Below are 12,373 nucleotides of genomic sequence, written 5' to 3'. Positions count from 1 at the left end.
GCACGAAATCGGTTTTCACCCGGGACCCTTCAACCCGCATGCTGCGCACCATATTCAGATAACGGTAGCCGAACCAGACGCTGTGACGCTCATTGAAATGATGGGCGATAAAGCCATTGAGCTAATAATTCGTGTCGTTGTCACCGTCAATCAAGGTATCGGCCTCCAGAACCGCCCGCCACTTGCCACTGTCGCCCAGAGGTGCTGTCAGCGCCACGCCACCAATCCAGTCATACAATGCCTCATCGGTAATCGTCACCCGGCCGGGCAACTCGACGATCCCGCTGCCTTCTTCGTTGGCACGGGTTCTCACTCTCATGTTCAGTCCACTGCGCCGCACCCCGGTGTAAAGGGCAATGTAGTCGTTCAGCGTGTAACCGCCAATCACGTCACTAGTGAAGAGCGATGACTCCACCGTCACATCGTATTCACCCACCAGTGGAGGCAGGCCCGGCAACAGACCAACTGGACCAATACGCGAGCCACTGGAGGTATCCAGATGCATGACCCGCAAACCGAGCATCCAGGGACCGTGGCGCGCATAGATTTCGCCGATGAAACCGAAATCAAGATTGTGCAGCGTGTCGGAAATCGGCGTATCCACGTTAATCAGTTCACCGTCTACATCGATCTCGCCCTCGATATCCGGCAGCCACAACATGGGAAAGTTGATGATTAACTTCCATTCGTCGGCGAAGCCGCCCTCCTCTCCCCAACTGCCTGGCGACATCAGCACAAGAAGCATTGCGATGACAGCAATCACCGAGTTAAGTCGTGGAAAAATCGGCATACCGGAATGTGTCATCCTTGGCGCGGGCAGTATCGACGAACCATAGTATTAATCCTCGTTGCCCTTGTACATCAATGTGGCGCCTGCGCCCCATTGAGTGACCGCATTGAGCATATCCTGAACGGGAGTATCGAGTTCGGTGATCGCGTCAGCGGTTAAGACATAAATTTGACCAATGGTTGCAGCCGGCACAGTAGGCACGAATACCACTGCGCGCCCGTCGGGCAGTTCTTCAACAATCAAACCGTATTGACGACCTGCCCCCCCGTGCAGGCACACCTCTGCGGGACGTAATTTCGCCACGGCGTCGTTGCCACCTACAATTTGCATAACCAGGCCGCGCAGCATGCCGACAACGGGTACGTATTTGTCCAGCAGTCCCTGGTACTTGTGTTCGATGACGTTACCAATACTAGTGCGCAAAGCCAGGCCAATGAAAAAACATATAACGATTACACTGACCAGCGCACCGAGACCGATAATCAAACCATTGAGGAAATCACTGAACGGCAACTGCAGGCCCGACAGTTGTGCCAGCTCTACCAACAGGCCGTAAGCGTAAAATAAAACACCGGCCAACAACGCCACGGGCACTATCAACAGAACTCCCGCCAGTGTGGTGGACACAAAAAAGGGAACGGTCTTCTGGCCTGGCATGCTGGTACTCCGTTGTTATTGCTTTGACACCACCATAACACCGGCATAGCCCTTCGCAAACGGCACCGACATCGCCCGAACCATCACCGGTGGAAAAAAGCAGAAAAAGCCCGACTCAAAAGCGCCGGGCCAGGCGCCAGATGACCCTAGGTGAGCGGGCCATCCTGGGGTTCAGAATTTGTAGGCAATGCCGACGTTATACAACTAGGGATCGATTTCCACGTCAAACCTGACCTTGCTATCGCCCGCGTCTTTGAGCGTGACCGTGGCCGTCGTATCGATATCGATGTACCAGACCCCTGCGTTCAGGGCCCAGTGCTCACCTAGGGGAATGTCGGCTCCTGCAGAATCCAGTCACCAGCCTCATAGGCTTGTACCGCCGCGGTACTGCCGGCAAGTGGCACGGCAGCGGCCAGGGTGATTACATTTTTCATGGGTTACTCCTCACTATGGACATCCACCAAGGAGCATAGTCGTCCCCTCGATATTTACGGATATCGTAGAAGGGAGCGTGATTCGTAACATTGAACCGGGTCAACAGAACCCGAGTGAAGCGGGGATTCCCGGCCTGCTACTCCCAGGGATAATCCAGTTCGCGTCCGCAACCGGCATAGCTACGGCCATCGACAACAAGTTGTACCGTGGTGGGATACTCTATGTCCGCCATGGTATCCGCGCAGAAGGCGTCTTCAATAGTCAGGCGCAGGCTGTGTTTACCGCTTTGCGCGGTGTACTCGCTGCCATTACCTGTCGCCGATTTGGCCGGATCGGGAAACAACAACACGGTGGCGCCATAGTCTCCTTTAAACAGGAGATTCTGCCCGTCGCGCACTTCCACCACCCAACCGGGCTCGTTACCGACTGCCCTGAAGTCCACACCCCTCCGGCGGGCGTCTTCCCAGGGGGCACGTTGCGGATTGAGACTGCAATCGCTGTAGCGAATCCCGTCCACCTCCAGAAGCACATCGTGACCCTTGCTCCAGAACATGACATCGCCTTCGACATACTTGCTGCCTGAAGCAGCGCGCACCTGGGATAACACCAGGTAGCGATCTTCCAGCCAGATAGCCATTTCACCAGGGCCTACACGGGTCATGAAATCCATCCCTGTGCATTCGTAGACGTAGGTCTGTGCAATCGGGCGGGCGTCAGGCTGGAATTCATTGCTGGTGCTGCCGGTGCTGGTCGGGGTGTGGGTTTCGGAAGTGGCGCAGCCCGCCAGCGCGAGTAACGCCACACTACAAATAAACCTATTCACGAATCTCTCCTGTTGACGTCCAGATGAGCGCGCCGTTTGCGACTGCGCCTGATGCCATCGACTGTCACAAAAGCGAGCCCGCACCAGACCAGTCCAAATGCAATGCCCTGAACCAGATCGAATGGCTCTTTGAATATTAGCAGCGCAACCAGCAACTGCGCGGTGGGGCCGATATAAAAGATCAGTCCCAGTGCGGTCAGCGGCAACAAGCGACTCGAAGCGACATAGCTGATCAGCGGAATCGCGGTCATAGCGCCGGCCCCGAGCAAGAACATATCTACCCGCAGGCCATGCGCACCCAGGCCCGCCCATTCATGGGTGTGCATCCAGTAAAGCGCCAGGGGGGACATCATCAAGGTCTCAATAAACAGACCTTCCAGCGAGCTCACGCTGACCTTCTTGCGAATGGCACCGTATAAACCAAAGGTACACGCCAGGCCTAGCGATACCAAAGGCAGACCGCCGCGATGAAAGATCTGTAACAACACTGCCGCGACCGCAAACGCAATGCCCACCTGCTGCGCCCGATCAACGCGCTCGCCAAACAGGGTGAGTCCAATGACCACGTTGAGCAGCGGCAACAGGAAGTATCCCAGGCTCGCTTCAGTCGCCTGACCATTACTAATAGCCCACAGGAAAACCAGCCAGTTGGTGCCGCTAAGTGCTGCCGCTATAGCCATAATGCCCAGCACGCGCGGTTGTTTGAACACCGCCAGCGCAGCCTTGAGTCGATCTCTGAACAACAGACAGACAAACACAAACGGCACGGACCACAGGGCCCGATGTGCGAGCAGATCGCGAGGATCCACGGGCTCTGTCTGCACCCAGTAAAGTGCGGCGAAACCCCAGATCAGATACGCGGTAACACCATAGGCAGCCCCGCGTTGCTGGTCGCTCATTGTGGCAAACATGTCGGATCCGTCAGCTGAAGAAAGGCATGGCGATCATACGCAAAGCCAGCACAGTTACCAGTGTTTTGAAGAGTCTAGTGAAGTTTCGCTGTGGTATGCGAGCGCGCAGCCGCGTTCCTACCCAGGAACCGACAATGACCGCTGCCGCCATGGCCAACATCAACGGCCACCATGGGCCAAAACTGAAACCCAGTAACGCAAAAGCCGCCAGGCGCAGCGCATGGTTAAGGGCCATATACAGTGCCGTATTCACCACCACCCAATCGCGCTCAGGATTGCGTCGCATCAGCAGGGAGGCTCCCAGCGGCCCGGTAGCACCGGCAATCATGCCCAGCCCTGTTTGGTAAAAGCCCAGTACGGTGAGCGCCACCTGTCCGCCGCCGGGCACCTGCGGCATCGGCACCCAGGTCACTAGTAGAATCAGAACACCAATCACGGCAGGCAACCAACTCAGCTCGAGCTGGTCGTAGATCTCACCGCCCAGCCAGGCGCCCAGGACAGCGCCGAGGGTAAATGCGGGCACTATCTCCCAGGCGATATGGCGCCAGGCAAAGCCTGCACGAGAGGCATTACTGGCCAGTTGGGTGAAGGCATGCACCGGAATAATTGCCTGGGGTGGCAGCAATCCCGGCATGGCCGCGATAAGCAGCATGCCGCCCCCCAGCCCCATGACCGCGGCGAGTGCCGAGGTCAGAAAGGCAATCGGCAGCAGCAGCCACTCAACCCCCACCGTGGTTACTTGGCCAGCTGTTTTTCCAGCAAGGCCATGGATGCCTTGGGATTCATGAGCAGAATGGTGCGGCTTTCCAGCTGCTTTTCGTCGGCACCGTCCAGAATCAACTGGCGCAGTTCAGCGACACTGAGGTCCGGCGCCATGGCCAACAGCTTGGCGGCGAGATTGAGCACCTGGGGCGAGGACATGGACGTGCCATTAAAGGGGATTCTGTCGCCGCCTGGCACATAGCTCTCCACTTCAAAACCGTTGGCATAGATATCCACTTTGCCGAGGCTGGTGAAACTGGTCTCATCACCCGCGATATCAACCGCGCCTACCGTCAACAAATTGGGGTACTCATAGCTGCTCGGATAGAACTCGTCAAAAGTCACATCGTTGTCGGAATTACCGGCGCTGGTAATAAACAGGATGTCCGGAGAACCGCCAATCGCTTCTCTGAGACCCGCGTCGCCGATCTTGAAGATCTTCCGCGCCAGCGCCTTGCGCTCCTCGGGAGACTCACCAATGTTGTGCGCTTCCAGCGCGGTCTCGTAGCTGCGTACACTTCCGCCCCAACTCATATTGACTGCCCGCACACCGTTGTCACGGAAATAATGGCCTGCCTCGCGGAACATCGCAGCATCGCGTTCCGACTGTTCAATGCTCGGCTTGGGGGGCATTTGCGTGTGGCTATAGGTCATCCGCGCCACCAGCAGTTCAGCGAAGGGGTTACCCGCCAGGGCAATACCCGAGACATGGGTGCCGTGGGCATAGCCGCCATACAGGCTGAGATTTTCGAGGAAGCTCTGTACCTCGTTCTGGGGCAGGCCGGAAATATACTTGCGCAGTGCAGCGGCCTCGGGGCTGTCGATATTGGAACTGTTGTCGCCCAGGCCTTTGGCGTGCCCCTGCAAGTCTGCGGGATTCACACCGAAGTCCTGCTCGATCGGACGCAGCAGTTGCGTCACCTTCTCGGAATCAAGGTTATAGGCAAAACCATGCACATCATCGACAAAGCCATTCTTGTCGTCGTCGATGTTATTGCCGGGGATCTCATCGCTGTTAGTCCACAATTGCTGTGCCAGGCCGGGAATGACCGTGTCCACACCACTGTCCCACACAGACACAATCACCGGTGTCGCATCTGCATCCGCAGGAATCACAACCTCGCGCGCAGCCCAGATATCCTCCTTGGCCAAATCATTGGCGGCAATAAAGTCGGCATACACCTCGCCGACCACCGCGCGATTGGGAATGAACTCGTCCAAGGTAAAACTGACCGACACCAGCGTGGATGCCACATCGTAGCTGATTTCGCCGCCAGTATTGTCGACCACGGGTTGGAACGACGACTCCAGATTACCAAGGACCAGCGCCTCGGTAAGGATCTCCGCCCTGCCCTTGCCACTCTTCACGTTGTCCTGAACTGTCTCATAGGGGAGCGCCTCCACAAGGCTTTTGAGCTCCGCTCTGAGGGCCTGGGCATCATCGCCCTTACCGGCAATTTCTACCGCCGCCAATGCCTCGCCGAACAAGCCCATGGTCAGGCGATTGGCTTCCTTGCTCTCCAGCTCACGGCGCTTGCCGAGATAATCCAGGTAGTCCTGCCAGCGACCTTCAAGAATCGCGATCGTGCCCAGCACAGAGTAGAAACCCTTAACCGTGTTGTCATCCCGAATATCATACTTCTCAAGATCACCCTCGATATCGGCCTGCACCTGATCGGCGAGGTCCAGCAGAGTCTCGCGATTTTCGCTGGCATAGAGGTCGACGACCTTTAATTCCAGTTCGTAGGTATGGCGCGGTAGGTCATCCTGGGTTTCGATGACGGGTTTGGCGGCAAGCGCGGCCAGCGGGGATACAACCAGCAGCAGAACGCTGCCAAGGCTTGTCATTATTTTCACGTGCAAGGCTCCAGAACCAAAACGGGCAGTATTGGTGAATACTGCCCGCGGGTCCAGCGCTTTGCGACGAATCGCAGTCTGGGGCGAATACCGCCTAAATGGTGCCCTGCTCCCGGGCCATATCCAGCGCGAGGTCTTCGATCATATCTTCCTGGCCACCCACAGTGCGCCGCCGTCCCAGTTCCACCAGAATGTCGCGGCTGGAGAGGTTGTACTTTTCCGCTGATCGTTTGGCAAACAGCAGGAACGACGAGTAAACCCCTGCGTAACCGAGCGTGAGGGCATCGCGGTCGATACGCACCTGCTCATCCATCATGGGCGTGATCAGGTCCTCGGCAATATCCATGGCCTTGAAGGTATCCACACCCGTCTCGATACCCATGCGGTCGCAGACAGCGATAAATACTTCCAGCGGCGTGTTGCCCGCGCCGGCACCAAGGCCCGCCATGGAGCCGTCAATCCGGTTCGCCCCGGCGGCCACCGCGGCAATGGAATTGGCCACACCCATCGCCAGATTGTGGTGCCCGTGAAAGCCTATCTCGGTTTCCGGACGAAGCTCTGCCCTGGCCAGTGCAACTCTGGCAGTGACGTCGTCCGGCAGCATGTAGCCGGCCGAATCGGTAATGTAGACACAGTTGGCACCGTAGTCCTCCATCAGCTTCAGCTGTGCCAACAGCTCCTCGGGCTCAATCATGTGGGCCATCATCAGAAAGCCAACGGTATCCAGGCCATCCATGGAAGCGGCCATCTTGATGTGCTGCTCCGAGACATCCGCTTCGGTACAGTGGGTGGCGACCCGAATGGTGGAGATACCGCAATCCACGGCCATCTTAAGGTGATCGACCGTGCCAATCCCCGGCAGCAGCAGCGCTGACACCTTGGCATTGTTCACCTCCTTACATACCGCCGTGAGATATTCCTCGTCGGTAGCCGCGGGAAAACCGTAGTTCACCGAAGTACCGCCAAGACCGTCGCCGTGGGTGACTTCGATCAGGGGCACGCCCGCCTCGTCCATGGCTTTGGACACGGCAACCATTTCATCCACCGTAATCTGGTGGCGTTTGGGGTGCATGCCGTCACGCAGACACATATCGTGAACTGTTACTTTCTTTCCTTTCAGGTCCATTGCTCTATCTCTCGAATTTACCTATTGGCAGCGGGCCACTCGCAATTGCCACACTGCTGGATGTGGGTTATGCCGCCGTGGGTACGAAGTTGCCCGCCAGAATTTCTTCGGCGTACATTTCCGCGGTACGCAGGCCCGCCGCAGTCATGATGTCCAGGTTGCCGGCATACTTGGGCAGGAAGTCCCCCAGCCCCTCAACCTCCATGTAGATGGATACGCGCTTGCCATCGAATACGGGGCCATTCTTGAGGGTGTAGCCGGGCACGTACTTCTGTACCTCGGCAATCATGTCATGCACCGACTGGGTAATCGCCGCTTCATCGGGCGCATCCTCAGTCAGGCAGTGAATGGTGTCGCGCATAATCAAGGGTGGCTCTGCCGGATTGATAATAATAATGGCCTTGCCGCTGTCGGCGCCGCCACAGATCTCAATACCGCGGGAGGTGGTACGCGTGAACTCATCGATATTCTTGCGGGTACCGGGGCCGGCAGACTTGGAGCTGACGGTGGCCACAATCTCGCCGTATGCAACTTTTTGCACCCTACTAACAGCGGCCACGAGGGGAATCGTTGCCTGGCCGCCACAGGTCACCATATTCACGTTCATGGCCTTCTGCGCTACCGCCTCCGCGAGGTTGACCGGTGGTACACAAAACGGGCCAATGGCCGCCGGCGTCAGATCGATCATGACCGCACCCTGCTCATTCACCTTGCGGCTGTTCTCGGCATGAACGTAGGCGCTCGTGGCATCAAAACAAATCTGCACACCGTCCGCCTGCATGTGCGGCACCATGCCATCGACACCCTCGTGAGTGGTCTTCAATCCCATTTCCCGGGCGCGGGCCAGGCCCGGTGAATCAGGTTCTACCCCGACCATCCAGACCGGCTCAATGACGTCACTGCGCATAGCCTTCATCAGCAGGTCGGTGCCGATATTGCCGGGGCCAATGATGGCTGCCTTGATCTTCTGAGTCATATCTATCTCTCAATGCGTGGGTTGCGGTAGGGTCGATGCATGCCGGCACTGACACTGCCGATCACACAGAGTCAATCACCTACACAAATTTGCAGCTGCAGTCGCCAATGCCTTCCAGCTCCAGGCGCATTTCATCGCCGGCAACCACCGGAATCAATGGTGCCAATGAGCCCGAAAGAATCACTTCTCCGGCCTTGAAGGGTATCCCGAACTCACCCAGGGTATTGGCAAGCCAGGCCACCGCAGTCAGCGGATTGCCCTGCACAGCACTGCCGAGGCCTTCAGAATGGAATTCACCGTTTTTGTAAATCTTCATTTTGAGGTTCGGCAAGTCGAAGTCCTTGGGATCCACTTCGTTCTCACCGAGCACATAGACGCCGCAGGAGGCATTGTCGGCCACGGTGTCCTGAATTTTGATCTGCCAGTCATCGATTCGCGAATCGACAATTTCAAAACAGGGGATGATGGTCTCAGTGGCGTCTAGTACGTCCGCCTCGGTCACCCCCGGGCCCACCAGATCCTTTTTCAGACGAAACGCGATCTCGCCCTCGGCACGGGGCTGAATCAGGTTTCCAGCCACTGGAATGTCAGCAGCGTCAGGGTAAACCATGGCGTCGGTGAGAAAACCGAAGTCCGGCTGAAACACACCGAGCATATCTTGCACCGGCTTGCTGGTAACACCGATTTTCTTGCCAACGACTTTCTCGCCATCGAGGTCCAGCCTGCGATTCAACATACGCAGGCTGATGTGATAGGCATCCTCGACAGTAATATCACTCTCGCGATCTGTCAGCGGTGCCAGGGTGCGGCACTCGCGCATGGCGGCGTACAGTTCGTCGCCTAGCTGTTCGATTTTCTGTTGTTCCATAGCGTTGTCACCAACGGGACAGGGGAGCGCTATTCTACACTCCCCTGCTCCTGAGGCGGGTTCAAATTGATTGTCCGGCTGCGAGTTCTCAGCCGTGCTGCAGGAAATCCAGACAGGCGCGATTGAACACACCTTCGTGTTCAACCATAACCCAGTGGCCACATTCGTTGACCAGAATAGTACGCAGATGCGGTATTCCCTTGACCATTTTATGCAGGCCGCTCTCGGGCATCATTTTCTCATCCATGCCCCAGAACGCCAGGCAAGGTACCGTGATGTCGGCCAACCGATCCACCAGATTCGGGATTTGCATCGTCGCCATCACGTGGCCATTCATGATCTGCATAATCTGCATGCGCTCCGCCACCAGTTCATCGGTTGCGAGATCGCCGTTGTACATGAGGCCAGTAGCAAACAGCGTTTTCATGGTGGCAGGCGTCACCGGCTCACCGGAGCCAAAGGCTTTGAATACCTGCTGCATGCCTGGCATGGCCTGATATTCAGGCAGATCGTTAAGCCCACCCGGCGCCATCAGAATCAGGCGTTCCACCAATTCAGGATGCTCCAGGGCGAGGCCAAAGGCCACTGCGCCGCCCAGCGAATTACCCACCAGGGTGCAGCGATCAACACCGGCTACGTTCAAGGTCTGCTTGATGCACTCGACAAAGAACGACAGCGGGTGATCGACATCGTCGGGCTTATCCGAAAAACCGTAGCCGATATGATCGGGAACGATACAGCGATACCCCGCTTCTACCAGGAAAGGATAGTTTCCCTTGAAGTTGGAATGCCCACTGGCTCCCGGGCCCGAACCGTGCAGGAATACCACGACATCACCCTGTCCCTCATCGATATAGTGGATGGTGTGGCCGTTCGCACACTTGGCGTAGTTGGCCTCGGGTAGCAGTCCATTCATTTTCATTGGCGTCATTCCCTGCGCGTCAATCAGATAGCGTAATCCATGTTCTCGGCACCAAACATAACACCACCCATGTTGTTGGCAAACGGAACCGAATGGTTTGCCACGTGTGCCTGGCTGCACAGAATATCCAGGTGGTAGTCGAGCAATTCACTGCCCTGACGCACGCCACCGGAACCCGACGCTTTCAGCATGCGGCTGGACAGGGCGAGGCAGCGATCGGCAACAATCGCCGAATCGTAGCGGTAGCGGATACGATCGTCCACGGCGATCGCCTCGCCGGCACGGCAGCGCTCCATCATGGCGTCGAAATTGCGCACCATCACCAGTTTCATTTCCTCAATTTCAGTACGTACCTCGGCGGCCAACTGGCGCGCAAAGGGATCGTCCTTCATCTTGTTAGGACCGACCTGACGGGTCTTGGCCACATCGATAAACGACTGCAGAGCACCTTCACAGGCGCCCAGCGTGGCCGTGCAGACTGCGCGCACGAACACTTGCATAAACGGCATACGGTACAGCGGTGCGTCGTTGACAGCGTTGCCCGGGTTGTCACACAGGAAACCGTCCATAGATTTGTGGGTACGGTGCTCAGGCACGAACACGTCATCAACAACGATGTCGTGGCTGCCGGTGCCCTGTAGACCAACCACATCCCAGTTGTCAGCAATTTCATAGTCTTCAATCGGCACCAGGAACGTGCGGTAGTTGGCCATATCAAAGGGCGCTTCCGGCGTCGGTACAACTGCACCCAGGAATGCCCACTTGCAGTGCTCGGAACCACTGGAGAAACTCCAGCGACCACTGAGGCGGAAACCACCATCGACAACCTTGACCTTGCCAACTGGCGCATAGGAAGAGGAGATGAGCACCGTGGGATCTTTCTCCCAGACATCCTGCGCAGCCTGGTCATCAAATACCGCCAGCTGCCAGTTGTGCACTGCAATCACGCCCAGGATCCAGGCACTGGAGGGGCAGAAACGCGCCACTTCATAGCCCACCATGTAGAACACCTGCGGATCCATGGCGTAACCGCCCCACTGCTCCGGCTGCAGGATCTTGAAGAATCCCGCATCGTGGAAGTCCTGGACTGTAGCGTCAGGCACCCGACGCTCCGTCTTGGCCTGGGCACGGCGCTGAACCAAGGCAGGCCCCATGGCACGTGCTGCCTCAATGAGTTGCTGGGCGCGGGGGGATTCAAGTCCGTATTCATTCATAATCTTTCTACCTGTTCCAAGATTCGGATGGCCAGAGCGGCTGACCGCATGTGTGGCCTAATGTACGTTCGGAGGAAAGCGTCCGCATCCTCCATTTAGGGTATTTAGCGCTACTCGACTACCGCGTCGCCGAACGAGGTCGTCGGCCCGAAAAACGCCCGGTGCGATGGCGGCTGGCGGCCGTCGGTATCGGTAACGCCAAACTCTTCGGCCAATTCGGCGCCTACCCAGACCTTGCCCGAACGCGACATCAGCGCCGGATCGCGATACAGCGCAGCAATCACTCTGCCGGTAAACTCCGGGCTTTCACAGGTGGGGATAAGCTCAGCGTACTTGTCCGGTTCGGCATCAAATACGCGCTGACTGCGCTCAGTCAGCAACAGCCCCATCCAGATAGAGACAACCGCCACACCATAGGGCCGGAAGTCGTAGGCCATGTCGTGGGCCATCTTGTCGATGGCGGCCTTGCCGGCGCCATAGGCCGGACCGTGCATATAGATGCGCCCACCAAAGGAAGAGGTGTTCACCACCAGACCGCGCTGACTTTTGAGCAACAGCGGGGCTGCGAAATAAGTGGTGGTGTAGTGCGATCGCATGCCCACATTCCAGATCTCGGTCAGGGCCAGTGGTTTTTCCCAGAAGGGTCCGGCCTCAGTCAGGGCATCGTGTAATGCGGTGGCATTGTTCACCAGAATATCGAGCTTGCCCTGCTCATCGTCGATACGCGCCAGCAACGCCTCAACCTGCGCATCGTCGGCGTGATCACAGTAAGCCGCGACGCCCGTCCCACCGGCACCAGTAACCGCTGCCGCAGTGGCATCAACAGTGCCGGGTAAAGCGGCGTAACCCTCTTCGCGCGAACGGCCTGTAACGTAAACCGTCGCTCCCATAGCGCCTAACGCCAGCGCAATCCCTTTGCCGGCACCCCGACTAGCACCTGTGACCAGCGCTACAATGTTTTGTTGTTGCTCCATGGTGAGTCTCTTTGGGTCCTTTACCGGCGATGCCTGTTTCTCTAGTATCACTTCATCC

General features: G+C 57.3%; 13 protein-coding genes. All 13 read right to left on the bottom strand.

The features are described from left to right. Nucleotides 1-121: 121 nt before the first annotated feature. The 13 genes from BST95_RS09530 to BST95_RS09470 all read right to left on the bottom strand — a co-directional run bounded on the left by BST95_RS09530 (nucleotide 122) and on the right by BST95_RS09470 (nucleotide 12,315). A complete protein-coding gene (locus BST95_RS09530; protein ID WP_084199063.1) occupies nucleotides 122-745 on the bottom strand; it encodes a hypothetical protein in 624 nt (207 codons plus the stop codon). A gap of 93 nt (nucleotides 746-838) precedes the next feature. Next, on the bottom strand, nucleotides 839-1,447 hold the full coding sequence (locus BST95_RS09525; RefSeq protein ID WP_084199062.1) for a DUF502 domain-containing protein: 609 nt from the start codon (nucleotides 1,445-1,447) through the stop codon (nucleotides 839-841). A gap of 204 nt (nucleotides 1,448-1,651) precedes the next feature. Continuing rightward, nucleotides 1,652-1,735, bottom strand: coding sequence for a hypothetical protein (locus tag BST95_RS20470; protein WP_229801716.1), 84 nt, complete (start codon nucleotides 1,733-1,735; stop codon nucleotides 1,652-1,654). A gap of 283 nt (nucleotides 1,736-2,018) precedes the next feature. Further along, nucleotides 2,019-2,705, bottom strand: coding sequence for a COG3650 family protein (locus tag BST95_RS09515; protein ID WP_146004195.1), 687 nt, complete (start codon nucleotides 2,703-2,705; stop codon nucleotides 2,019-2,021). Continuing rightward, the gene (gene rarD, locus BST95_RS09510; RefSeq protein WP_084199060.1) at nucleotides 2,702-3,616 is read right to left on the bottom strand and encodes an EamA family transporter RarD; all 915 of its coding nucleotides are present in this window, start codon (nucleotides 3,614-3,616) and stop codon (nucleotides 2,702-2,704) included. Before rarD ends, BST95_RS09515 begins: the two co-directional genes overlap by 4 nt. Nucleotides 3,617-3,626: 10 nt before the next feature. Next, nucleotides 3,627-4,346, bottom strand: a complete 720-nt coding sequence (locus BST95_RS09505; protein ID WP_205737362.1) for a sulfite exporter TauE/SafE family protein — start codon at nucleotides 4,344-4,346, stop codon at nucleotides 3,627-3,629. A 5-nt stretch (nucleotides 4,347-4,351) separates the two neighbouring features. Next, on the bottom strand, nucleotides 4,352-6,226 hold the full coding sequence (locus tag BST95_RS09500) for a S8 family serine peptidase (RefSeq protein ID WP_084199059.1): 1,875 nt from the start codon (nucleotides 6,224-6,226) through the stop codon (nucleotides 4,352-4,354). Nucleotides 6,227-6,329: 103 nt separating this feature from the next. Next, complete coding sequence (dmpG, locus tag BST95_RS09495; protein ID WP_066049279.1) at nucleotides 6,330-7,361, bottom strand: 4-hydroxy-2-oxovalerate aldolase; 1,032 nt, start codon at nucleotides 7,359-7,361, stop codon at nucleotides 6,330-6,332. 67 nt (nucleotides 7,362-7,428) lie between these two features. Further along, a complete protein-coding gene (locus BST95_RS09490; RefSeq protein WP_066049276.1) occupies nucleotides 7,429-8,337 on the bottom strand; it encodes an acetaldehyde dehydrogenase (acetylating) in 909 nt (302 codons plus the stop codon). Between the two features lie 79 nt (nucleotides 8,338-8,416). Beyond that, nucleotides 8,417-9,205 (bottom strand): fumarylacetoacetate hydrolase family protein, encoded by a 789-nt coding sequence (locus tag BST95_RS09485; protein ID WP_084199058.1) that lies wholly within the window; start codon nucleotides 9,203-9,205, stop codon nucleotides 8,417-8,419. An 88-nt stretch (nucleotides 9,206-9,293) separates the two neighbouring features. Next, complete coding sequence (locus tag BST95_RS09480) at nucleotides 9,294-10,127, bottom strand: alpha/beta fold hydrolase (RefSeq protein WP_084199057.1); 834 nt, start codon at nucleotides 10,125-10,127, stop codon at nucleotides 9,294-9,296. Nucleotides 10,128-10,150: 23 nt separating this feature from the next. After that, nucleotides 10,151-11,341, bottom strand: coding sequence for an acyl-CoA dehydrogenase family protein (locus tag BST95_RS09475; protein WP_084199056.1), 1,191 nt, complete (start codon nucleotides 11,339-11,341; stop codon nucleotides 10,151-10,153). Nucleotides 11,342-11,451: 110 nt separating this feature from the next. Next, on the bottom strand, nucleotides 11,452-12,315 hold the full coding sequence (locus tag BST95_RS09470) for an SDR family NAD(P)-dependent oxidoreductase (protein WP_084199055.1): 864 nt from the start codon (nucleotides 12,313-12,315) through the stop codon (nucleotides 11,452-11,454). Nucleotides 12,316-12,373 lie beyond the last annotated feature (58 nt).

Origin of the sequence: Halioglobus japonicus (assembly GCF_001983995.1) — a bacterium.
Taxonomy (GTDB): Bacteria; Pseudomonadota; Gammaproteobacteria; order Pseudomonadales; family Halieaceae; genus Halioglobus; species Halioglobus japonicus.
Note: the sequence above shows the minus strand (reverse complement) of the source record. Positions and strands in the feature narration are given on the sequence as shown.